Genomic DNA, 23,865 nt, shown 5'->3' with positions numbered 1-23,865 from the left:
AACATAGTTTCAGCATAGTCGCGCCGCAACGCGTCTAACTTACAACTCGATAATCGTCGTTCAGGCAAGATTGCTGGCGCAGCAAGTCGCCAAACTGGACCGCCGACAAGGGCTTGCTGAAGTAGTAGCCTTGCGCCGCGTCGCAGCCCAGTCCCACCAGCTCCTCCAGCTGGCGGCCGGTTTCCACGCCCTCGGCGATCACCGACAGCTGCAGCGTGTGGCCGAGCTGGATGATGGCTTTGACGATGGCGCTGTTGCCGGCGTCCTCGCCCAGCCCGCGCACGAACGATTGGTCGATCTTGAGCTTGTCCACCGCCAGGCTTTTCAGGTACGACAAATTCGAATAGCCGGTGCCGAAGTCGTCGATCGACAGCGCCACGCCCATTGTCTTGAGTGCCTGCAGCGAGCGGTTGACGCTGTCGCTGTCGTGCAGCAGGATCGATTCGGTCAGCTCCAGTTCCAGCTGCGCCGGCGCCAGCCCGGAGCGCCGCAACGCCGCCGCGACGGTGGCCACGATGTCGCCGTGGCGGAACTGCAGCGCCGACAGATTGACCGCGACCGTCAGCGGCGCATGGCCCTGGTCCTGCCAGGCGCGCGCCTGGCGGCAGGCTTCGTTCAGCACCCATTCGCCGATGGGGACGATCATGCCGCTGCGTTCGGCCAGCGGAATGAAGCTGCCGGGATATTCCATGCCGCCGCCCGTGCGCTGCCAGCGCAGCAGCGCTTCCATGCCGATCATGCGGCCGCTGCCGACCGACAGCTGCGGCTGATAATGCAGCAGCAACTCGTCGCGGCCGATGGCGTTGCGCAGCTGTCCGTGCAGCCGCATCCGATGATCGGTGTCGTCTCGCATCTGCCCGGTGCAAAAGGTGCAGCCGCCGCGCGTGCCGTCGGCGGCGTGGGCCAAGGCGATGCCGGCGGCTTTCTGCACCTCGTCGTAGGTGCGGCCGTCGGCCGGGAACAGTGCGATGCCGATGCTCAGCGATAGCGCCAGCATCAAGCCGTCCAGCTCGAACGGTTCGACAAACGCGGCATGCAGCGCCTGGCCGATCTGCCGGGCGTCGCCGGCGTCGCCGGTCAGCAGGATGGTGAATTCGCCGCCGCCGTGATGGCTCAGCAGGGCGTCCGGCTGCAGGCAGGCAAGTAGCCGGTGCGCCGCCTGCAGCAGCAAGGCGTCGCCGTCGGCATGGCCGAGATTGTCGCGCATGTGCTTGAAGTCGCAAAGGTCGACCGCCATCAGCGTCAACGCGGCGCCCGGCGCGGCGGCGCGTTCGAAACGCTGGCGCAGTTGCAGGCGGTTGGGCAGCAGCGTCAGCGCGTCGTGGCGCAGCAGGAAGTCCAGCCGGCGCCGCAGCTCGGCCACCTCTTCCCGGATCTGCGAGGCTGGCGTGCAGCCGGCCGGGGAGAACGGTGCGCTTCCGGACAACGGCTCGGCAGCGGCTGCGATGCTGGCTCCTGGCGGCATGGTCTATCTCCTGTCGGTGGGTCGTGCCGGTATTGCGCGCGAAACAGCGCAACCAGTCGCTATCATAGGGAGAGGAATAGTTGTGGACCAGTCATTAGTTTTGCCTGACTGGATAGTTTTGCAGTTGAATGATGAGTGCGCGCCGCAGCGGGGCGGCGGCACCGGGCAGCCGCCGCTAGCGCAAGTCTTCGGCGCGGCGCTTTTCCGGCTCGCTCAACACGCGGGCGATGACCGGCAGCGGCACGCCGGCGTCTTCCAGGAATGTGGCGGCAGCCTCGCGGCCGTCTTTTTGCGCCATGGCGATGCCGGCGTTGACCGCAGTGGCCTTGACCCGGTCTGGGCGCGAACGTCGTTCGAATTGCATATTGATGCCTCCCCGTTTTTTTATTAACGGTAGCACAAAAATTATTTCAACGGGGCACGGCCTGGCGCTTTATGCAATCTTGCGCTCGAAACTGTCGCGCATCGCGCAAGCCGCGCCGATGCCCTTGACGATTTCATCCAGGCTGGCCGGCTTGGTGATGTGCTGGTCGAAGCCGACGCTGCGCGTGCGCTGCCGGGTGGCCACGTCGCCCCAGGCGGTGAACGCGACCAGCGCCAGGTTGCGATTTTCCGGCAGCGCGCGCAAGGCGGTGGCCACCTCGTAGCCGTCCATGCCCGGCATGCCCAGGTCGAGCAGGATCACGTCCGGCGCGAAGGCCGCGGCCGTCCGCAATCCGTCGGCGCCGGAATAGGCGACCGTCGTCTGATGGCCGTACAGGGCGAGCAATTCCGCAGCGATATCGGCCGCCTGATGATTGTCGTCGACGATTAAAATACGTTTGGCAGGGATGGTCTGGTCCATGATGTTGAACGAAAGAGGGGCAACAAAGACTGTTGCGGTCGTTCGGCTGGGTCCAGGCCGGGCAAGAGATACGGAATGTGTTTGGGATTTCCGTTAATAAATTATATCCCAGTAAGGACGGCGTGAGTAACCTTGAAGAAAGGGATAACGTCACTAAATCATGGGGAGACCAATGCGATACAACAAAGGATAGATAATGACTACAGTAACGGAAAAGGCCATCCTGGCCGGCGGATGCTTCTGGGGCATGCAGGATCTGGTGCGCAAATATCCCGGCGTGCTGGCCACGCGCGTCGGCTACAGCGGCGGCGATGTGGCGAACGCAACCTATCGCAACCACGGCACCCATGCCGAGGCGATCGAGATCGTCTTTGATCCGGCGGTCATCAGCTATCGCAAGATCCTGGAATTTTTCTTCCAGATCCACGACCCGACCACCCGCAACCGCCAGGGCAACGACATCGGCACCAGTTACCGGTCGGCGATTTACTATACCAGCGAGCAACAAAAGGCGACGGCGGAAGACACCATCGCGGACGTCGACGCGTCCGGTTTGTGGCCGGGCAAAGTGGTGACCGAAGTGGCGCCCGCCGGCCCATTCTGGGAAGCGGAACCCGAACATCAGGACTATCTGGAACGTCTTCCGAACGGCTACACCTGCCATTTCATCCGCCCGGACTGGCAACTGCCGAAGCGTTGATGTTGTTTTTTTGATTTGAAATATAGTTTATAAACAATCACTTAGCTCTCGGAAGGTATTCGGAAGGCAAACTTGGCTCACCATCCCTACAGTGGACTCATGTTTTCATCATCACCGTCAGGAATCACCATGAGTCAATTATTTACCGCAGTCTACGAAGTCACCACCGAGCGCCAGGATCACCCCACTTTGCGCCTGAACCTGATCGTCAACCGGCAAACCGACAGTGTGCTCGGGCATGCCCACCTCGCGTTCAGTGACGGCGAAAGTGTCGGCATTTCGGTCCGTGGCCACTACACGGAAATCGGCGGCGAGCGTCCGTTGCAGGCCATCGTACTGGCCGGCTTGCCGGCGATTTTCCCCGGTGTCGAAGAGGTACCCAGCGGATTCCAGATGCTGATGGTACTGCCGACCGCCTCCCGCGACGGCCAGGTTTGCTACAAGATGAGCTTTGGCACCGATCGCCGGCGCATCGTGGAAATCCGTGACGGCGTCGGCCGTGCCTTGCTGCCTGAAATGGTCCACTGACCGTTTTTGTGCGCGGGTGGCGCACTACCACTTTTCCAGCCCTCAAAATTGGTACTAGCCGTTTAACGGAATGTTCATTTTCAGACATTCTGTTAAGCGGCATGCTAGTCGCTTAATTTGTAGCGCCAACGAGGTTGGTGGGCGCTCACACTCCGTGTATCGTTTGATATCTATTCTTTCCTGCGTGGCTCTTACCTCCTTACAACTGGTATTGGATTGGATGCTATTTAATAAAACCACTTGACTACCACTTATTTCGGTTTCATCCTGAAAAGATAATAAAAAAGAAAACCACCCACCACACCAAGGAGAGACCATGGAACGTGCAGTCAAGGGGAATGCGGCCGTATTAGGCCTGATCGCCGGCATGCTTGCGGCTTGCGGCGGGGGCAGCGACAGCCCCGCTACCGATACACAAAAAATGAAGCTGCTCGGAGGGACGCAAACCGTAGCAGCCGATACATGTCCGGCGTGGTCGTCCAGCGCGATCTACACGCTGGGCATGTGCGTGACCTACAACGGCGCCACCTACAAAGCCAAGTGGTGGACGCAGAATAATATTCCGGGCACCGAGGAATGGGGACCATGGGAGCTGCAAGCGACCACGCCGACCCCGACCCCAACGCCAACTCCGACGCCTACCCCGACGCCGACTCCGACTCCAACGCCAACTCCAACACCCACCCCGACGCCTACTCCAACGCCAACACCGACCGGCGGTCGTGAAATCGGCTCCTACTTCGCGCAGTGGGGCGTCTATGGCCGTAACTACGAAGTGGCCGACATCCACACCACCAAGACCCCGGTCAACGGCGTGCAGACCAGCATCGCCGACCAGCTCACCTTCATCAACTACGCCTTCGGCAACACCTACGCCAAGAACGGCGGCTACGAATGCGACATGCAGACCCGCGCCGAAGTCGGCAACGACAGCCCGACGTCGCCGGCGGCCGGCACCGGCGGCGACGCCTACGCCGACTATCAACGCTCGCCGGCGCGTACCGTCAACGGCCAGGCCGTCGCATGGGATGCTCCATTGAGCGGCAACTTCCTGCAACTGAAGCTGCTGAAAGCCGCACACCCGAACCTGAAGATCTTCATCTCGCTGGGCGGCTGGAGCTGGTCGAAGAACTTCTCGGCCGCCGCCAAGACCGACGCGCTGCGCAAGCAACTGGCCAAGTCCTGCGTCAAGATGTTCATCGCCGGCGACCTGCCGGTACAGGATGGACGCGGCGGCGCGGGTTCCGCCAAAGGCGTGTTTGACGGCATCGACATCGACTGGGAATACCCGGGCGGCGGCGGACAGCCGTACAACACCTTCGACACGGTCGCCGACAAGCATAACTTCACGCTGCTGATGGCCGAGTTCCGCGCGCAGCTCGATGCGCAAGGCGCCATCGACGGCAAGCGTTATGCGCTGACGGCCGCCATCGGCGCCGGCACCGAGAAGATCGCCCAGACCGAACCCAACCTGTATTCGCAGTACATGGACTGGGTCAACCTGATGAGCTACGACTTCCACGGCGGCTGGGAAAGCACCACCAACTTCCACGCCCCGCTGTACCACGACAGCGCCGATCCATCGACCGGCGTGCTCGCCAAGTACAACGCCAACGACGCCATCACGGCGCTGGTGGCCGCAGGTATGCCGCGCAATAAGATCCTGCTCGGCGTGCCGTTCTACGGACGCGGATGGAAGGGAGTCGCCGCCGGGCCTAACGCCAACGGCCTGTATCAATCCACCACGGGCGCCGCGGCGGGCACCTACGAGGCGGGCATAGACGACTACAAAGTGCTGGTCAACAAGACGGGATCGCGCTGGTACCACCCGACCACCAAACAGCTGTTCCTGTACACTGGCAGCGGAGAATGGTGGAGCTATGACGACCCGACGGTAATCGCGACCAAGATGCAGTATGTGCGCGACCAGAGTCTGCGTGGCGCCTTCTCGTGGGAGCTCGACGGCGACGCCAGCGGAGCTTTGACCAGCGCAGTGTGGAAAGGACGATAAGCGATGAACCGCCATGACGCCGTACAACAGATAGACGTTAACGACTCATGGCGGGGATGGATCGCCGAGAACCTTATTCTCGGCGGCCATCCGGAAGCGCTCATCGGCATCATGATCCAGTCTGGCATCGTCGAGGCCTCGGCGCGCGCGGAGATGGACGCCGCGCTGCGCAGCCCATACCTGCGGGGCGTATCGCGACTGCACAACCGGCTGGCCAAGCGCGACTGGGTGCTGCGCATCCAGCAGCGCCTGAACCGGCTGGGGCCCAATGAAGTGCCGCGTCGGGAGCGCCTGTCCGGCGCCGCTTTCCTCGACGAGCACTATCGCCGCAACGAGCCGGTGATCATCACCGGCATGCTGGACGATTGCGTCGCGCGCGAAAAGTGGACTTACGACCACCTGATCGGGCAATTGGGCGGGCGGGAAGTCGAGGTGCAGTTCGGCCGCGAGGCCGATCCGAACTACGAAATGAACAGCAACTCGCACAAGCGCCGCATGCCTTTCGGCGAATACGTGGCAATGGTGCGGGACAGCGGCCCAACCAACGATTTCTACATGACCGCCAATAACGACGGCCGGAATCGCGAGGCGCTGCAGGAGCTGATGGCGGATCTGCCGCCGTTGGCGGAATACCTGGAGCAGGGGCGCGGCGGCTTTTTCTGGTTCGGACCGGCCGGCACGATCACGCCGTTCCATCACGACCTGACCAACAATTTCATGATCCAGATAGCGGGGCGCAAGCGGGTGCGGTTGATCGCACCGTGCGACACGCCCAACGTGTACAACCAGCGTCACTGTTATTCGCAGGTCGATGGACGCAACATCGATCTGCAGCGCTTCCCGATGATGGCCAACGTGCCGGTCATCGAATGCGTGCTGGAACCGGGCGAGATCCTGTTCCTGCCGGTGGGCTGGTGGCATTTTGTCGAGGCGCTCGATGTGACCATCACGGTCTCGACCACCCACTTCCTGTGGGATAACGACTTCTATACCCATTACCCGAGCAATCAAGACTTCTAATCACGGGATCTAAAAATGAGACAAAATATTTTGATGCTGACGCTAGTCGGCAGTACTCTGGCCGCCTGTGGTGGCGGCAGCGACCCTCAAAACGCAGCTACTCCAGCGCCGAAATTATTGGGCGGCGCCGTGCGCATGGGCGCCGCGGCCGTCACCTGCGACGCGTGGAGTGCTTCGGCGGTCTACACCGTCGGCATGTGCGTGACGTACAACGGCATCACCTACACCGCCAAGTGGTGGACGCAGAATAACGTGCCCGGCACGGAAGAGTGGGGCCCTTGGGCGGCGCAGACGACCACGCCAACTCCGACCCCAACGCCAACTCCGACACCGACACCGACACCGACACCGACGCCAACGCCAACGCCAACGCCAACGCCAACGCCGGTCGCATGCCGCCCGGACGGCCTGGCCACGCCGGTACCGAACGTGAACTACTGCGGCGTGTACGATGCCAACGGCCGCGAGAAGCTGGCCAATGGCCTGAATCGCCGCATCGTCGGTTACTTCACCAGCTGGCGCACAGGAGCGAACAACACGCCGTCCTACCTGGTCAACAACATCCCGTGGGACAAAATCACCCACGTCAACTACGCCTTCGCTGCAGTCGACGCCAACGCCAAAGTCCAACTTGGCACCGGCGCCAACAACCCGGACACCGGCATGACCTGGCCGACGATCCCCGCCGCCGCGATGGATCCGTCGTTGCCGTACAAAGGCCACTTCAACTTGCTGGCGCAGTACAAGAAGCGCTATCCCGGCGTGAAGGTGATGCTGTCGATCGGCGGCTGGGCGGGCAGCGGCGGCTATTACACCGCCACCACCAACGCCGACGGTTCGCTGAACACCGCCGGCATCAACACGCTGGCCGATTCGATGGTCGCCGTGCTGCGCCAGTACACCTTCTTCGACGGCATCGACATCGACTACGAGCACCCGACCACCAACAACGCGGCCGGCAATCCGCTCGACTTCGGTGTCTCCAAGCCGCGCCTCGCGGGGCTGATGACAGGCTACAACGCGCTGCTGAAGACCGTACGCCAGAAACTGGACACGGCCGCCGTCGCCGACAACAAGTACTACATGCTGACCATCGCCGGTTCGGCTTCGGCATGGATACTGCGCGGCGAGGAAAACCTCTCCGGCCTGCAGTACCTGGACTACGCCAGCCTGATGTCCTATGACCTGCACGGCGGGTGGAACCAGTATGTCGGTCCGAACGCCGCGCTGTTCGACGACGGCAACGACGCCGAACTCAAAGCCGGCAACGCCTACCAGTACGGCGGCATCGGTTACCTGAATGTCGACTGGGCCTACCGCTACTACCGCGGCGCATTGCAGGCCGGCCGCATCAACCTCGGCGTGCCGTACTACACGCGCGGCTGGAAGGACGTCACCGGCGGCACCAACGGCTTGTGGGGCACGTCGCCACTGGTCAGCAACACCGTCACCTGCGCCGGCGTTCCGACCTGCGGCACCGGCGCCATCGGCATCGACAACGTCTGGCATGACCTGGATACCAACGGCCAGGCGGTACCCGGCGGCGGCAATCCGCTGTGGCACGCGCTGAACCTGCAAGGCGCGATCGTGCCGGATTACCTGGACGCCTACGGCATCACCGAGAAGACCATCACCGGCGTCTACAGCCCCAACTACAGCGCCACGATGGCCGCGCCGTGGTTGTGGAACGCTACGCGCAAGGTCTTCCTGTCCACCGAGACGGCGCAGTCGATCGCGGCCAAGACCCAGTACGTGATCGACAACGCCATCGGCGGCATCATGATCTGGGAACTGGCCGGCGACTACGCCTGGGACGCCGGCAGGAACGGCGGCAAAGGCGAGTACTTCATGGGCTACACGCTGACCACCAACATCTACAACGCCTTCAAGACCGCCGGTCCGTACGGCGCGGCGCGGGCGGAATCGGCGATGCCGGCCAGCAGCGCCAAGGTCAGCATCTCGCTCGGCGGCTGGAAGCTCGGCGACAGCAACTACCCGATCAACCCGGTCATGACGGTGACGAACAACACCACCGTCACCATTCCGGGCGGCTCGGTGGTGGAGTTCGACTATCCGGTATCGGCGCCGGCCAACATGAGCGACCAGTCGGGCTATGGCCTGACGGTGACCAAGGCCGGCTACTCGGGACCGAACAACATCGGCGGCTTCAAGGCCAACTTCAACCACGCCAGGTTCACGATACCGTCGTGGCAATCGCTGGCGCCGGGTGCTTCGGTGGCGATCACGCTGAACTACTCGCTGCCGATTTCCGGACCGTCCTCCTACGTCGTCACCGTGAACGGCGTGCGCTACGCGCTGAGTGAAGAGTACCCCGGCTTGCCGGTCGCGCTGAAGTAAGGAGACGGCGAGATGAAGATCACTTATATCTTTGCCTCGCTGACCGCCATGCTGCTTGCCGCCTGTGGCGGCGGCAGCGACGGCGGCCAGGCCGGCAGCGCGGCGCCCCGCATTCTGGCGGGCGGCACGACGGTAGCAGCCGCATGCCCCGCATACAGCGGCACCGCCGTCTATACGGCCGGCATGTGCGCGATCTATCAGGGCAAGCAGTTCGAGGCGAAATGGTGGGTGCAGGGCACCGCGCCCGACGCCGCCGATACCTACGGGCCGTGGAAGTACGTCGGTGTCGCCACCGATCCGCCGCCGACCGATCCCGGCACCACGCAACCGGGCGGCGTGCCGACCAGGGCGCAAGCGGAGGCGCGCGAGGCGGAGCTGACCGACAACGATTTCTTCCGCAAGGTGAAGGCGTCGATCCGCACGCTGGACAACGCGGCGGTCGATGCCGTGGCGCCCGGCGTGGCGGCCAATCCCGCCAACGTCAGGCGGGTCGAGCGGCTGCTGTCGTCGGCCAGGTGGGACTACTACTTCGGCGTGCGCGAGCCCAGCTACACGTATGGCCGATTCCTGCAGGCGGTGGCCAAGTTCCCGGCGGTTTGCGGCGACTACACCGACGGCCGCGACGCCGACGCCATCTGCCGCCACTCGCTGGCGACGATGTTCGCGCACTTCGCGCAGGAGACGGGCGACCACAATGCCAGCCTGCCATTGCCGCAGTGGCGGCAGGGCCTGAAGTATCTGCGCGAAATGGGCTGCGACGAAACCGGCACCAACTGCGGCTACAACGCCGAGTGCTCGGACCCGGTGTTCAACACCGTCTGGACCTGCGGTAAAAACGCCGACGGCAGTTTCAAGAAATATTACGGACGCGGCGCCAAGCAGCTTTCTTACAACTACAACTACGGCCCGTTCTCGCAGGTGATGTACAACGGCGACCAGTCGGTGTTGTTGAAGAACCCGGACCTGGTGGCGTCGACCTGGCTCAATCTCGCTTCGGCGACGTTCTTCTTCGTCTACCCGCAGCCGCCCAAGCCGTCGATGCTGCATGTGCTGGATGGAACCTGGGTGCCGAATGCGGCGGACCGGACGGCCGGTGCGGGCAACAACTTCGCCACGACGATCATGATCATCAACGCCGAGTGCGGTACCGGTACGGAGAAGGCGGCGGCGCAGAACCGCATCGACTACTACAAGCAGTTCGCGGCGGACCTGGGCTGGAACGTCGGCGGCGAGCAGCTGTCGTGCGCCACCATGCAGCGCTTCACCGCATCCAGTTCGGCCGCCTACAACATCTATTGGGAGAAGAACTGGAGCAGCGGCGGCGATTACCAGTGCCAGCTGGTGAGCTACCAGACGCCGTATAGCGCTCTTATCGCTGGCAACTACGCCAGGTGCGTCGAAAAGAACTGGAACGTGGTATTGAAGTAGATGCCTGAAGTGAGGTGATGGCATACAATGGAATGGCCGACAGCAATAAAGAGGCCAGCCATGCCCATGCACTACCTGCGTGCCTTAACCAGCCCGCAACGAACCGATATCAGCAACCGCCGCCTTGGCCGTTCGCTGGCCTTCGTGGCCGGCGCGGTCAATGCCGGCGGTTTTTTCGCAGTAGGTCAATACACGTCGCACATGTCGGGCATCGTCTCGGCGCTGGCCGACAACGCCGCCCTGGGCGAGGTGGCCCTTGTGGCGGCGGGGTTCGCGTCGCTGCTGGCCTTCCTCTTCGGCGCGGCGACGTCGGCGATCCTGATCAACTGGGGCCGCCGGCGCGGCGCGCACAGCCAGTATGCGCTGCCGTTGATCGTCGAGGCGGCTCTGTTGTTGTGCTTTGGCCTGATGGGCGCCAAGCTGGGCGCGTCGGGCCAGATCTCCGCCATCGTCGCGCTGCTGTGCTTTGTGATGGGGTTGCAAAACGCCATCGTCACCAAGGTGTCGCGCGCCGAAATCCGCACCACCCACGTCACCGGCCTGGTGACCGACATCGGCATCGAGCTGGGCAAGCTGGTTTACTGGAATGGACTGCCAAGCGCCGGGCCTTCGGACACGGTGAGGGCCGACCGCGGCAAGCTACGGCTATTGGGTTCCTTGCTGGCGATGTTCCTGGCAGGGGGCCTGGTCGGCGCCTTCGGCTTCAAATATATCGGCTATATCGTTACGGTACCGCTGGCCTTGGCGTTGCTGACGCTGGCCATCATCCCGGTTTTCGACGACCTGTACGCCGCGCGCCAGCGCTGAACGATGATCAAGGTGGATCAATGCGGCGCAGTCTGCGCCTTCAACAGCTGCTTGTTGCGGTACATGGCCATGTCGCCCTCCGCCAGCATATCGCCGATGGAGTGGTGGCGGGCCAGGTCGAGGTTGACCTGGCCGACGCTGAAGCGGATGTCGTAGCCGCGCCGGTCCTGCGCGTTGCGCACGTCGACGGCGTCCTGCAGCCGCTGGACGGCGGCCATGGTTTCGGCAGCGTCGGAGTTGATCAGCAGGGCGGAAAATTCGTCTCCGCCCAGGCGGCCGATCAAATCGCTGTTGCGGAAGATGGTGCGCAGGATGTCGGCAAACACCGTCAGCGCGCGGTCGCCTTCCGCATGGCCGAAGGTGTCGTTGATTTTTTTAAAATAGTTCAAATCGAAGAACAGCAGCGAGGCCGGCTTGCCCAGCCGGTGGCACACATTCATCGCCTGCTGGCCCAGCACCTCGAAGCCGCGCCGGTTCGACAGCATCGTCATTGCATCCATGGTCGCCATCTGCAGCGCGCCCATTTCCTGCTCGACCATCGCCGCCAGGTCGCGCAGCAGCTTGCAGTCCTCGCCCTCCAGCATGCGCGGCATGGTGTCGAGCAGGCACAGGGTGCCCAGCCGGCAGCCACCCGGTATCGTCAGCGGGCAGCCGGCATAGAACCGCACATAGGGATCGTCGGTGACCAGCGGGCTGTCGTGAAAGCGCAGGTCCAGCGTGGCGTCCGGCACCACCAGGATATCTTCGCTGAGGATGGCGTGGGCGCAGAAGGATGCGTCGCGCGGTACCGACACCACATCGTTGCCGGCGCAGGATTTGACGAACACGTTGTCGGAATCGACCAGGGTGACGATCGCGATCGGCACATTGAACAGCCGCCTGGCGAGCCTGGTGAGCCGGTCGAAGCGTTCCTCCCGCTCGCTGTCAAGGAGGTTAAGGGCGTGCAGCGCCTCGATGCGCTGGGTCTCGTTTGACGGTCTAGCGGCGGCCAGCATGTCGATCTCCCGGTTCTTTTTGTTTTGTCCTGAACAGACGAACAGATAAATCATACGCGCTTTTTATTCGCGTAAACCGGGGCGTTGCGGCTTCCATACAAACACGCTATTGTTAAGCTTATCTCTTCAACCACAACACCATGCCGATGATACGACCCGCCACGCCTGACGATGCCGCCGCCATCGTCGCCATCTACAATCACTATATCGCCACCACCACCATCAGTTTCGAGGAGCACCCCGTCTCGCCGGAGGAAATGGCCGGCCGCATTCGCGACGTGACGGTGCACCTGCCATGGCTGGTGCACGAGCGGGATGGACAGGTGGCCGGCTATGCGTATGCGACCAAGTGGCGGGTGCGCGCCGCCTACCGCTATTCGGCCGAGACCAGCGTGTACGTGGCGCAGGGGCAGGGCGGCCGGGGCATAGGTTCGGCGCTGTACAAGGCGCTGCTGGAAGAACTGCGCACGCGCGGCATCCACATGGCGATCGGCGGCATCGCCCAGCCCAACCCCGCCAGCGTGGCGCTGCATGAAAGCCTGGGTTTTGAAAAGGTCGCCCACTTCAAGCAGGTCGGCCGCAAGTTCGATCGCTGGATCGACGTCGGGTACTGGGAGCTGCGGCTCTCCTAGACGGCCTCCCTCAACTTAATAGGTAGTCAGCGGCACCGGCTGGCCGCCCTTGAAGTTGAAGATGGTGACCGGCGACTGCTTCATGTCGCCGTGGTCGTCGAACGAATAGGTGCCCGCCACGCCCTTGTACGAACCGGCGCCGATGGTGGCCGCCACCTTTTGCGGATCGAGCGAGTTCGCCTTCTGCATGGCCTGCGCATACATCATGGTCGCATCGTAGTAGGCGGCCGCGTAGACGTCGGCATCCTGCTTGAAGCGGGCCTTGAACTTGGCCTTGAAGGCCGGGCCGCTGGCCGCCTTGTCGAGGATAGCGCCGCCCTGCGAGCACAGCACGTTGTCGCCGACGGCGTCGCCGCCCAGCTTGCCCATCTCCGCCGTGCAGATGGTGTCGCCGCCCAGCAGCCTGGCGTTGATGCCCAACTGCTTCATCTGGCGCGCCATCGGCGCGGCCTGCGGCGCGTAGCCGCCGAAGAAGATCGCCTCGACCTTCTTGGTTTTCAGCTTGGTCAGGATGGACGTGAAGTCGAACGCCTTGTCGTTGGTGAACTCGTGGCCGGCCACGGTCATGCCGGCGGCCTTGGCCTGCTTCTTGAATTCCTCCGCCACGCCCTGGCCGAACGCGGTGCGGTCGTCGATGACGGCCACGGTCTTCAGTTTCAGTTCATTAGCCGCGTACAGCGCCATCTTGGTGCCCAGCTGCGAATCGCTGGCGTTCACGCGGAACAGGCCCTTGTAGCCCTGCTGCGTGATCTTCGGATTGGTGGCCACGGTGGCGATCAGCACGCCGGCGTCGTTGTAGGCGCGCGATGCGGGAATCGCCACGCCCGAGTTGTACGGGCCGACGACGAACTTGACACCCTGGTCGATCAGCTTCTGCGCCGCCGCCACGCCGGCTTTGGGATCGCCCTGGTCGTCTTCCGACTGCAATTCGAACTTGAGCTTCTTGCCCGCCACGGTGATCGGCTTGGCGTTCAGTTCCTCGATCGCCAGGCGCGCGCCGGATTCATTGTCCTTGCCGGAGAAAGCCTGGGCGCCGGACAACGGGCCGCTGTGGCCGATCTTGACCACGGTGTCTTGCGCGTGGACGGTGGCGGCGCCAAGCAGCGCCAGGGCGGCAGCGATGTGCTTCAGTTTCATGCGGTCTCCAGAGGGTGTGAATAAATGCGATGACAGGATTATCGCCAAAATCCGCAAATATTATCGCGTGAGTTGGGCTTGCGTATGGCCTTTTTTCGGGCAGATCCGCTTTCGAAGGGCTGCCGGCCAAAATTTAATTCGGCGCGCGCTGGCGCCTGGCCTCTTCCTCGCGCTGGCGGATGCGGGCCAGCGCCGCGTTGATGCGGTCGATGATGCCGTCGTCCTTGCCGCGGGCGATGGCGAAAAACTGGCCGCTGTCGGTGGCCATCGGCTTTGGCAGCACGCTGAAGCCGGCGTTGGCGGCGGCGCCGATGGACGGCAGGCGCGGCGCCATGAATTGGCGGATGTCGGCCTCGAGATCTTTCGCGGTCTGGCCGTTGGGCTGGAACAGCAGCACCACGTCGACCCGCTTCAGCATCAGGCGGGTCAGGCGGGTGCCGCGCGAGGAGATGTCGTCGTCGGTGCGGAACAGTTTTTTGCCGCGCGCCTGTTCGAATTCCTCGCCGTAGTTGTAGCCGCGTACCGTGCCGACGGTCTTGCCGCGCAGGTCCTCGAGGCTGTTGAACGGGAAGGTGGCGTCGCTGCGCGTGACCAGCCACAGGCTGTTGTGGGTGGCAATATCGGAGTAATGCAGCGCGCGCAGGCGTTCTGCGGTTTTCGGCAGCCCGAAAATCAGGCCCACGCCGTCGAGGGCGTAGCGTTCGGCGCGCGCCCATGGATACATATGCGGCTCGAAGGTCACGCCCAGCTCCCGCTCCACTGCGGCGATCACCTTGCGTTTGACTTCCGGCATGGGCCTGGGCCTGCCCCTTTCGTCGAGCGTATCGCCCATCAGCAGTTGTACCACGGGACCGGCGGCCGTCGCGCGGGGCGGTAGTCCGCACCACAGCAACGTGACAAGCAAAGTGGCAGACAAACCCGCCGGCATCGACAATTTGGCTTTGAGCATCGCCCGATTATTGCAGAAAATTCCAAGCATGTTCACAAATACTGAAAGGCTTGTTGCGCCATTGCGCGTTCTGCCGGGCGATTCTGATCCTGTGGGGCTACCCCTCTAACGCGCGGTGCCGATGCCGCGCGAGCGGGCCGGGGCTTCGACCGCCGACACGCGCGGCACCGCACCGCCGGCAGGCGACGCGGCGCGGGCATTGGCGCCCAACACCGTCGTATCGTTGATGTTGTAGGCGGCGATGGCGGAAGCCAGCGCCGGATTGGCGCGCAGCGGGTCGGTTTGCAGCAGGCTGGCGCGCACCGCCGCCTGCTGCGCGGCGGCGTTTTGCGCAGCCGTGGCCTGTTGCGCCGGCGTGGCGTTGGCGGTGTTGAGCGCGGCAGCCGATGCCGCCGCGTTCTGCGCAAGCCCGGCCTGCGCCGCGGCCTGCGTGCCGGCCGCTGTCGCCGCGCCCAGGTCCGCCGTCGATTGCTGCCGCGCCGTCTGTGCCGCCGCTGCGGCACGTGCCGCGTCCGCAGTGGCTTGGGCGGTGTTCGACGTGGTCTGCGTGGTATCCGTGCCGGCCTGTGCCGCCGCCGTATCCGCAGCAGCCTGGGTTGCCTGATTTGCCTGCGGCGCCTGCGCATTTTGCGCGGCGATCACCTCGGCCGTCGATGCCTGCAGCGGATTGACAAGCGGATTGACGATCGGCGAAGGCGGCGCCAGCGACTGCGCGGCCGGCGGCTGTTCCTGCGCCGCCCGCTGCGCGGCCAGCCGGTCGGCGGCCGTTTCCTGGAACGGATTCCGCGCCAGCTGACCCAGGTCGGCACGGGCCAGGTCCAGCTGCGCGTTGGCCACCGCATCGGCCAGTGTCAGCGGCGCCTGGCTGGCGAACGGCAGCGCCTGGGCTGCGCTGGTGCCGGCCGCGCTGAGCTGCTCGGCGAACCGCGTGGCCAGGTTGCTGAAGGTGTCCAGCGTGTTTTGCAAGGTCGACGTGGTGGCCTGGCTGTCCGTGTTGAACGCCGCCCGCAGCACCTCGTTGTCCAGCGACAGGCCGCCGGTCGCATCCGACAGCAGCGGCGGCTGCAAGGTCACGCCCACGCGCGCCAGCTGCTGCGCGGTATTCTGCTCGCTGATGCTCTGCACCAGATTGTTCAGCAGGGAATTGCCTTGTGGCTGAGCTTGGTTGAAATCCACCGACGGCAACAAGTTGAACGCATTCACCACATTTTGCGTTGCGTCATTCAAGAGGCCGGCACGCAGGTCGGCGTCCCGTGTTTGCAGGCCAGTAAGTTGCTCCCGGGATTGCGATACGGCCAGCAGGAAATTCGCCACCGGCGACAGCTCGACGGAGACCGATGCCGCCCTGGGCGCATCGGTGGCGGACCCGACGGCGGTGACGCCTTCCTGGCCGACCTGCGTAACGGCGCTGCTTTCCACCACTGCCGGCACGAAGCCTGGCGCTGCGGATGAGATGGGAAACATGGCGCTCTCCTGGACTCGATCGTAACGCCCCAGCATCCTCCTTTTTGCCGGTCCCGTCCGTGTGCCAGTTCACATATGAGAACGCATTGGTGCGATGCACCCGTTTGTTAGTTTCCGCACGGTCAAGCATCGGCAAGGGGCCTATCGTGTCCCTTGCAGTCCAACATACAACGAGAGGAAAGCATCATGGAAAACAGTATTGAAAACAAACTCAACAGCACCCGCGACGGCGTCACCCAAATCGGCAAGGATTTGCGCGCCGACGCGCACGCCGCCATCGACAAGGTGGCCGATAAGGTGCCAGCAACCACCGACCGCCTGGCAGCCAGCGCCCATGGCGGCGTAGACAAGGTTGCCGACACGGTGGAAAGCACCTCGGACCGCCTGATCGCGCGCAGCAAGCAAGTGAAAGAGAGCTACAAGGCGCTGGCCGAATCGGGCCGCAGCCACGTACGCGCCAGCCCGGCGATTTCGGTGCTGATCGCCGCCGCCGCCGGCTACGGCATCTCCAAACTGCTGAGCTCGCGCAGCGCCAAATAACATCTGGCTGTCCGGCCGGTGCTGCCGGCATGACCGGCTGCCCGTCCGGGCGCCGTTCATCAAGGGACATCCATGAATCAAGGTAAAAAAGTACCGGCCGCCATCATGGGGGCCGGTTCCGTTTTGAGCACGGTGGCAGGGCCGTCGTCGGCGCCTCCGCCGGACAGCCTGGGGAACGATTCCCCGCAACAGCAAGCCTTGCTGGACAAGGCGGCAGGCGGCCAGCAACTGGCCGGCGAAATGCCTTACAACGCCAACAAGGAAGGCGAACATGGCGAGGCCGCGCGCACGCCGCAGGCGGGCCTGACCTGCCCGGTGCCGCATCCGGTCGCCACCGCCAGCACCGCCGGCGAGACCACCGAGTCGCCGAAGACCGGCGGCGGCGTGCCGCCGCACGGCGTCAATCCCGCCAACGCTTCGCTGGACCGGGCCCGCGTCGACTCCGGCGGCCAGCGCCTGACCACCAACCAGGGCGTGCCGGTGGCGGACAACCAGAATTCGCTGAAGGTCGGCCTGCGCGGCCCGACCGCGATGGAAGACTTCATCCTGCGCGAAAAAATCACCCACTTCGATCACGAGCGCATTCCCGAGCGCGTGGTGCATGCGCGCGGTTCCGCCGCACACGGCTACTTCGAAAGCTACGGCGACTTGAGCGACGTCACCCGCGCCGCGCCGTTCGCCAAGGCGGGCAAGCGCACGCCGGTGTTCGTGCGCTTCTCCACCGTGGCCGGCGAGCGCGGCTCGGCCGACACGGTGCGCGATGTGCGCGGCTTCGCCGTCAAGTTCTACACCGACGAAGGCAACTGGGATCTGGTCGGCAACAACATTCCGGTGTTCTTCATCCAGGACGCGATGAAGTTCCCGGACCTGGTCCACGCCGTCAAACCGGAGCCGCACAACGGCATGCCGCAGGCGGCCAGCGCGCACGACACCTTCTGGGACTTCGTCACGCTGATGCCGGAATCGACCCACATGCTGATGTGGCACCTGTCGGACCGCGCGATCCCGCGCAGCTACCGCACCATGCAGGGCTTCGGCGTGCACACCTTCCGCCTGGTGAACGCCGATGGCAAGTCGGTGTTCTGCAAGTTCCACTGGAATCCGCTGGCCGGCACGCACTCGCTGATGTGGGACGAGGCGGCCAAGATCTGCGGCGCCGACGCCGACTTCCACCGCCGCGACCTGTGGGAAGCGATCGAGGCGGGCGCCTATCCGGAATGGGAGCTGGGCCTGCAGATCTTCACCGAGGAGCAGGCCGCGCAATTCCCGTTCGACGTGCTGGACGCCACCAAAATCGTGCCGGAGGAACTGGTGCCGGTGCGGGTGGTCGGCAAGATGACGCTGAACCGCAATCCGGACAATTTCTTCGCCGAGACCGAGCAGGTGGCCTTCTGCACCGCGCACATCGTGCCGGGCATAGACTTCAGCAACGACCCGCTGCTGCAGGGGCGCATCCACTCCTACCTGGACACGCAGATCAGCCGCCTGGGCGGAGCCAATTTCCACGAGATCCCGGTCAATGCGCCGCTGGCGCAGGTGCACAACAACCAGCGCGACGGCATGCATCGCCAGGCCATCCCGCGCGGGCGCGTGGCGTACGAGCCCAATTCGCTGGGCGGCGGCTGTCCGTTCCAGGCCGGCATGGCCGGCTTCACGACCGCCTTCGGCATGCCGCAGCCGCCGGAAGACAAGGTGCGCGGCAAGCCCGAGCTGTTCGCCGACCACTATTCGCAGGCACGCCTGTTCTGGATCAGCCAGAGTCCCGCCGAGCAGGCCCACATCGTCGACGCCTACCGCTTCGAGTTGAGCCGCGTGCAGACGCAAGCCATCCGCGTGCGCCTGCTGTCGATGCTGGCCAATGTCGACCCGATATTGGCCGACGGCGTGGCGCAGGGCCTGGGCCTGGAGGTGCCGCCGCCGATGCCGCTGGCGACCAGCCTGCCGCCGCCGCACTACGAGCCGTCGCCCGCGCTGTCGCTGCTGGCGCGGCCGGGCGCCACCGGCGTCGCCACGCGCCGGGTCGCCATCCTGGCCGGCCATGGCGTCGATGCGGACAGCGTGAAGGCGATCTACGCGGACCTGCTGGCGGCCGGCGCGGTGCCGCGTCTGGTGGCGCCGCAGCTGGGGCAGCTGATGGCGGCCGACGGCAGCAAGCTCGATATCGAGATATCCATCGAAGCCGGCGCGCCGGTGCTGTACGACGCGCTGATCGTGCCGGACGGCGCGGCCAGCGCGGCGATGCTGATGCGCGACGCCGACGCGCTGGACTTCGTGCGCCAGCAGTACCGCCACTGCAAGCCTATCCTGGCGGCCGGCGCGGGCGCGGAACTGCTGCTGAAGGCGGGCCTGCCGGCCACGCTGGAGAACGGCGCGCCGGATCTGTCGCTGTGGTGCGTGAAGAAGGAAGAGCTGGCGCCGGCGCTGGCGCAGTTCAAGCATGCGTTGGCATCGCACCGCAACTTCCAGCGCCAGGTCGAGGCGGTGGTGCTGTAGCGTTTTGCCTATCCCTTTTGGATAGCGTGCAAAATATTCAACGATGGCGCGCATAGTGATATGCTCGTCATCGTGGTATTTTGCCTCCCAAAAGACAGATCAGGAAACGCTGACGCATGGATGTTTATGCCCCACAAGTTTGGCTTCCACACGAGCGGCCCTTGCTGCCCGGGTCGCCATCCAGCCCCCTGCACACGGCGCCGCGCCGGCTGGCGTTTTTCGTGGTCGGCTTCATCGTCGCCATCACCGGCGGCCTGGGCAACGCGCTGGTGTCGGTCAACCTGCCTTACCTGCAAGGCTCGCTGGGCGTGTACTCGGCCGAGATCCAGTGGCTGCCGGCCGCCTATGTGATGGCCAACGTGTCGATGAACCTGCTGCTGGTCAAATTCCGCCAGCAGTATGGACTGCGGCTGTTCACCGAACTTTTCCTCGTGATCTATGCGATAGCGACGGTGGCGCACTTGTTCGTGCACGGCCTCGGCTCGGCCATCGCGGTGCGCGTGGCGCACGGCATGAGCGGCGCCGCGCTGTCCACGCTGGGCCTGTACTACGTGCTGCAGGCCTTCCCGGCCCAGCACCGGCTCAAGGGCGTGGTGCTGGGCATCGGCTTCTCGCAACTGGCGCTGCCGATGGCGCGCCTGTTTTCGTCCGAGTTGATGGAGTACGGCGAGTGGCGCGGGCTGTACTTCTTCGAGCTGGGACTGGCGCTGCTGTCGCTGGCCTGCGTGCTGGTGCTCAAGCTGCCGCCGGGCGACCGCATCAAGGCGTTCGAGAAAATGGACTTCCTCACCTTCGGCCTGTTCGCGCCCGGCGTGGCGCTGCTGTCGGCGGTGCTGGCGCTGGGCCGCACCGTGTGGTGGCTGGAGTCGCGCTGGCTCGGCGTCAGCCTGGCCGGCGCCATCGTGCTGATCGCCGGCGCGCTGCTGGTCGAGCATAACCGCGCGCGGCCGCTGCTCAACACGCGCTGGCTCACCAACGCCAACATCGCGCGGCTGGCCTTGTCGGTGCTGCTGATCCGCGTGGTGCAGTCGGAGGCCAACGGCACCGTGGGCTTTCTGCAGACGCTGGGCCTGAACAACGACCAGATGCAGATGCTGTGGTGGGTGGTGATGGCCGGCACCGTCGCCGGCCTGGTACTGAGCGCGCTGACCATCACGCCGGCGCGCATCCCGCTGCAGCTGATGTTTTCGCTGGCGGTGATGGCGGCCGGCGCCTACATGGATTCGGACGCGACCAACCTGACCCGGCCCGCCGACCTGTATGTCAGCCAGTTTCTGCTGGGCTTTGGCGGCGCCTTCTTCATCGGGCCGACGTTTGTCTCGGGCTTCGGCGCCGTGATCGCGGCGCCGAACAACCTGGTCAGCTTCTCGGTCATGTTCAGCATCACGCAAACCTTGGGCACCCTGCTCGGATCGGCGCTGGTCGGCACCTTCCAGTCGGTGCGCGAGAAATTCCATTCGAGCATACTGGTCGACCATCTGACCCTGCTCGATCCGCTGGTGGCGGCGCGCATCCAGAGCGGAGGCGCGGCGCTGGCCGATCCGTCCACCCGCGGCGCCACCGGCGTGGCGGCGCTGGGCGCGGCGGCCACGCGCGAGGCCAACATCCTGGCCTATAACGATGTGTTCCTGATGATCACGCTGGTGGCGCTGCTGACGCTGGCCTGGATGCTGGCCCGCTACCTGTGGGACATCTGTGTTGTCTGCCAGGCCAAGCCCGCGCACAATGCGCAGACCGGCATGGCCAACGTTTCCCTCAACAATTCCGGAGCTCGCTGACCTACATGGCTACCAATACTCCCGACGATTCCTCTTCTTCCGAAAAGCGCGTGGCGGCGGTGGCTGCCGCCGCAGCGGCGGCCGCGGTGGCTGCGGCGGCGCCCACCGCGCCGGCGCCGGACCGGCGCGCGCAGATCATCTCGGCGATCGCCTTTTCGCTGGTGGCGCTGATCGGCGTGCTGGTGGTGCTGTATGCGTGGCGCCTGCCGCCGTTCAGCAGCGCCATCGTCTCGACCGAGAATGCGCTGGTGCGCGGCCAGGTGACCTTGATCGGCACACAGTTGTCCGGCTATGTCACCGACGTCAAGGTGCAGGACTTCCAGCAGGTGAAGCAGGGCGATCTGCTGGTGCAGATCGACGACCGCATCTACCAGCAGCGCTACGAACAGGCGGAGGCGCAACTGGCGGCGCAGAAGGCGGCGCTGGCCAACTGGGAACAGGCGCGCCGCACGGCGGAGGCGGGGGTGGTGCTGAACCAGGCCACGCTGGCCAACGCGGAGGCGCAATCGGCCAAGTCGGTGGCTGACCTGAGCCGCGTGAACTCGCTGGCGGCCGACGGTTCGCTGTCGCTGCGCGAGCAGGATTCGTCGAAGGCGGCGCGGGCGCAGGCCATGGCGGCGGTGTCGCAGGCGCGCGCCAGCCTGGACATCGCCAGGCAGCAGGTGCAGTCGGTGGTGGTCAACAAGCTGTCGCTGGAGGCGGCGGTGGCCAACGCGGCGGCCGCGCTGAAGGCGGCCAAGGTGGATCTGGACAACACCCGCATCACGGCGCCGGAGGATGGCCAGCTGGGACAGGTCACGGTGCGCAAGGGCGCCTACGTCAACACCGGCGCGCAGTTGATGGGGCTGGTGCCGCGCCAGCTGTGGGTGATCGCCAACCTGAAAGAGACGCAGATGAACGGCGTGCAGGTGGGGCAGAGCGCGACCTTCAAGGTCGATGCGCTCGACGGCGCGCTGTTGACCGGGCAGGTCGAGCGTATCTCGCCGGCCACCGGCTCGGAGTTCAGCGTGCTGCCGGCCGATAATGCGACCGGCAACTACGTCAAGATCGCGCAACGCATACCGGTGCGCATCCGCATCGATCCCGGCCAGGCCAAGGCGCGGCGGCTGGCGCCGGGGATGTCGGTGATCGTCAGCATCGACACATCGGCGGTGCTGAACGATGCGGACAGCGCGTCGGCCAAGCCGTCCGTCGCCGCCGCGGCCGGGGCCAGGCCATGAAATGCCGGGCAGTCCTGACCGGGGCCGCGCTGGCGCTGGCCGGCTGCGCCGCGAAGGCGCCGCCGCCGCCCGCGTCGTCGTTGCAGACGCCCGCCGCGTGGCGCAGCGGCGACTCGGGGGCGGGCGCGGCGCAAGTCGAACCGCAGTGGTGGCAAGCCTACGGCGATCCCGCGCTGACGGCGCTGGTCGCCGCCGCGCTGGAACACAACGGCGACCTGCGCATCGCCCGTTCCCGCGTGGCGCAGTACCGCGCGCTGGTCGGCGTCGCCGCCGCCGGGCAGAAGGCCAACGTCCTGGTCGACACCGCGCCCACCCGCACGCGCCAGCTGGCCTACAACGGCGTCCCTTACGTCACCAATGTGTACCAGGCCGAATTCCAGGCCAGCTATGAGGTGGACGTGTGGGGCCGCCTCGCCGCGCTGACCGACGCCGCCACCGCCACCTACCAGGCCGAGCAGGCCAACGCCGACGCCGCCGCGTTGTCGATCGCCGCCACCGTCGCCTCGGGCTACCTCAACCTGCGCGGGCTGGACGCCCAGCTGGCGCTGACCGAAGCCACGCTGAAGCTGCGCGAGGAATCGCGCGACCTGGCCAAGCGCCAGTTCGACGTCGGCTACAGCTCGCGGCTGGAGTGGCTGCAGGCGCAGGCCGAATACCAGGCCACCGCCGAACAGCTGCCGCAGCTGAGGCGCTCCATCTTCGAGCAGGAAAACGCGCTGGCGATCCTCGCCGGCGGCAATCCCGGCCCGATCGCGCGCGGCGCGGAACTGGAAAAGCTCGAAGCGCCGTCCGTGCCGGCGGGCCTGCCATCCGAGCTGCTGCGGCGCAGGCCCGACATCGCCCGCGCCGAGTACAACCTGATCGCCGTCAACGCCAACCTGCAGGCCACGCGCGACCAGCTGCTGCCGTCGTTCAAGCTGACGGCGGTGGGCGGCGTGCAGAACCTGAAGTGGCACGATTTCGTCAACGCCCCGACCGCGCTGTGGCGGCTGACCGGCGCGGTGGCCGCGCCGGTATTCGAAGGCGACCGGGTCCAGCATCAGACCGACGCCGCCGCCGCGCAGCGCGACCAGTCCGTCTTTGCCTACGAAAACGCCGTGCGCACCGCCTTTGCCGAAACCGACAACAGTCTCGGGGCGATCTACCGGCTCAAGGAGCAGGCGGTGCAAAACGACGCCCGCCGTGCCACGGCCGCCGAAACGCTGCGCATCGCCCACAACCGCTACCGCAACGGCTACGCCTCCTACCTGGAAGAACTGGACGCCCAGCGCACGCTGTACAACGCAGATGTGGGGCGTTTGCAACTGAAGACGCGCATCCTGGTCGCCTCGGTGGACCTGTATCGCGCCATGGGCGGAGGCTGGGTGGCAAAAAAATAGACAGATGGCCAACAATTCCGTATGCTTGCAGTGCAATTCCCATTGCTAACTAGCATGGGAAAATTCATGGCAGGCTTTTACGGCTCTTCGTTTGTGAGCAATTTCAACGTCCCCTCA

General features: G+C 64.9%; 20 protein-coding genes. 13 read left to right on the top strand and 7 right to left on the bottom strand.

The genetic code is table 11. The features are described 5' to 3' along the window. Window positions 1-34 precede the first annotated feature (34 nt). The 3 genes from ABWW33_RS20120 to ABWW33_RS20110 form a co-directional block, all read right to left on the bottom strand. Complete coding sequence (locus ABWW33_RS20120; RefSeq protein ID WP_353403398.1) at window positions 35-1,465, bottom strand: putative bifunctional diguanylate cyclase/phosphodiesterase; 1,431 nt, start codon at window positions 1,463-1,465, stop codon at window positions 35-37. Window positions 1,466-1,640: 175 nt separating this feature from the next. Then, window positions 1,641-1,829, bottom strand: a complete 189-nt coding sequence (locus ABWW33_RS20115) for a hypothetical protein (RefSeq protein ID WP_176652698.1) — start codon at window positions 1,827-1,829, stop codon at window positions 1,641-1,643. A 69-nt stretch (window positions 1,830-1,898) separates the two neighbouring features. Continuing rightward, on the bottom strand, window positions 1,899-2,309 hold the full coding sequence (locus ABWW33_RS20110) for a response regulator (RefSeq protein WP_176652699.1): 411 nt from the start codon (window positions 2,307-2,309) through the stop codon (window positions 1,899-1,901). Between the two features lie 196 nt (window positions 2,310-2,505). Here ABWW33_RS20110 and msrA point away from each other — a divergent pair, with 196 nt between their 5' ends. From msrA to ABWW33_RS20075, 7 genes are all read left to right on the top strand, one after another. Beyond that, a complete protein-coding gene (gene msrA / locus ABWW33_RS20105) occupies window positions 2,506-3,009 on the top strand; it encodes a peptide-methionine (S)-S-oxide reductase MsrA (RefSeq protein ID WP_353403397.1) in 504 nt (167 codons plus the stop codon). 129 nt (window positions 3,010-3,138) lie between these two features. Further along, window positions 3,139-3,537 (top strand): DUF1842 domain-containing protein, encoded by a 399-nt coding sequence (locus ABWW33_RS20100; RefSeq protein WP_176652701.1) that lies wholly within the window; start codon window positions 3,139-3,141, stop codon window positions 3,535-3,537. Window positions 3,538-3,853: 316 nt separating this feature from the next. Then, complete coding sequence (locus ABWW33_RS20095; RefSeq protein ID WP_353403396.1) at window positions 3,854-5,548, top strand: glycosyl hydrolase family 18 protein; 1,695 nt, start codon at window positions 3,854-3,856, stop codon at window positions 5,546-5,548. 3 nt (window positions 5,549-5,551) lie between these two features. Beyond that, window positions 5,552-6,568: a cupin-like domain-containing protein gene (locus ABWW33_RS20090; protein WP_353403395.1), complete on the top strand. Its 1,017-nt coding sequence runs from the start codon at window positions 5,552-5,554 to the stop codon at window positions 6,566-6,568. Between the two features lie 15 nt (window positions 6,569-6,583). Beyond that, window positions 6,584-8,926, top strand: coding sequence for a chitinase C-terminal domain-containing protein (locus ABWW33_RS20085; protein WP_353403394.1), 2,343 nt, complete (start codon window positions 6,584-6,586; stop codon window positions 8,924-8,926). 12 nt (window positions 8,927-8,938) lie between these two features. Then, a complete protein-coding gene (locus tag ABWW33_RS20080) occupies window positions 8,939-10,354 on the top strand; it encodes a glycoside hydrolase family 19 protein (protein ID WP_353403393.1) in 1,416 nt (471 codons plus the stop codon). A gap of 60 nt (window positions 10,355-10,414) precedes the next feature. Further along, window positions 10,415-11,161: a YoaK family protein gene (locus ABWW33_RS20075; protein ID WP_176652704.1), complete on the top strand. Its 747-nt coding sequence runs from the start codon at window positions 10,415-10,417 to the stop codon at window positions 11,159-11,161. A gap of 17 nt (window positions 11,162-11,178) precedes the next feature. Here ABWW33_RS20075 and ABWW33_RS20070 read toward each other — a convergent pair whose 3' ends face one another. Then, entirely contained in the window at window positions 11,179-12,156 is a 978-nt protein-coding gene (locus ABWW33_RS20070; RefSeq protein WP_353403391.1) for a GGDEF domain-containing protein, read from the bottom strand. A gap of 146 nt (window positions 12,157-12,302) precedes the next feature. Between ABWW33_RS20070 and ABWW33_RS20065 the strand changes: the two genes are divergently transcribed. Beyond that, entirely contained in the window at window positions 12,303-12,788 is a 486-nt protein-coding gene (locus ABWW33_RS20065; RefSeq protein ID WP_353403424.1) for an arsinothricin resistance N-acetyltransferase ArsN1 family B, read from the top strand. 15 nt (window positions 12,789-12,803) lie between these two features. Here the strand turns inward: ABWW33_RS20065 and ABWW33_RS20060 are convergent, their stop codons facing one another. From ABWW33_RS20060 to ABWW33_RS20050, 3 genes are all read right to left on the bottom strand, one after another. Next, complete coding sequence (locus ABWW33_RS20060; protein ID WP_176652706.1) at window positions 12,804-13,925, bottom strand: branched-chain amino acid ABC transporter substrate-binding protein; 1,122 nt, start codon at window positions 13,923-13,925, stop codon at window positions 12,804-12,806. A 133-nt stretch (window positions 13,926-14,058) separates the two neighbouring features. Continuing rightward, complete coding sequence (locus tag ABWW33_RS20055) at window positions 14,059-14,718, bottom strand: substrate-binding periplasmic protein (protein WP_353403390.1); 660 nt, start codon at window positions 14,716-14,718, stop codon at window positions 14,059-14,061. A gap of 261 nt (window positions 14,719-14,979) precedes the next feature. After that, the gene (locus tag ABWW33_RS20050) at window positions 14,980-16,338 is read right to left on the bottom strand and encodes a hypothetical protein (RefSeq protein ID WP_353403389.1); all 1,359 of its coding nucleotides are present in this window, start codon (window positions 16,336-16,338) and stop codon (window positions 14,980-14,982) included. A gap of 186 nt (window positions 16,339-16,524) precedes the next feature. Between ABWW33_RS20050 and ABWW33_RS20045 the strand changes: the two genes are divergently transcribed. The 5 genes from ABWW33_RS20045 to ABWW33_RS20025 all read left to right on the top strand — a co-directional run bounded on the left by ABWW33_RS20045 (window position 16,525) and on the right by ABWW33_RS20025 (window position 23,748). Further along, window positions 16,525-16,878 carry a hypothetical protein gene (locus tag ABWW33_RS20045; RefSeq protein WP_176652708.1) on the top strand — a complete coding sequence of 118 codons (354 nt, stop codon included), beginning with the start codon at window positions 16,525-16,527 and terminating at the stop codon, window positions 16,876-16,878. A 72-nt stretch (window positions 16,879-16,950) separates the two neighbouring features. Then, on the top strand, window positions 16,951-19,371 hold the full coding sequence (locus ABWW33_RS20040) for a catalase (protein WP_353403388.1): 2,421 nt from the start codon (window positions 16,951-16,953) through the stop codon (window positions 19,369-19,371). A 161-nt stretch (window positions 19,372-19,532) separates the two neighbouring features. Then, on the top strand, window positions 19,533-21,149 hold the full coding sequence (locus tag ABWW33_RS20035) for an MFS transporter (RefSeq protein WP_353403387.1): 1,617 nt from the start codon (window positions 19,533-19,535) through the stop codon (window positions 21,147-21,149). 5 nt (window positions 21,150-21,154) lie between these two features. After that, window positions 21,155-22,369 carry an HlyD family secretion protein gene (locus ABWW33_RS20030; protein ID WP_353403386.1) on the top strand — a complete coding sequence of 405 codons (1,215 nt, stop codon included), beginning with the start codon at window positions 21,155-21,157 and terminating at the stop codon, window positions 22,367-22,369. Beyond that, window positions 22,366-23,748 carry an efflux transporter outer membrane subunit gene (locus ABWW33_RS20025; RefSeq protein WP_353403385.1) on the top strand — a complete coding sequence of 461 codons (1,383 nt, stop codon included), beginning with the start codon at window positions 22,366-22,368 and terminating at the stop codon, window positions 23,746-23,748. The genes ABWW33_RS20030 and ABWW33_RS20025 overlap by 4 nt, the downstream gene beginning before the upstream one ends. Window positions 23,749-23,865: the final 117 nt, after the last annotated feature.

This window comes from Duganella hordei (assembly GCF_040369125.1).
Classification (GTDB): Bacteria; Pseudomonadota; Gammaproteobacteria; order Burkholderiales; family Burkholderiaceae_D; genus Rugamonas; species Rugamonas hordei.
Note: the sequence above shows the minus strand (reverse complement) of the source record. Positions and strands in the feature narration are given on the sequence as shown.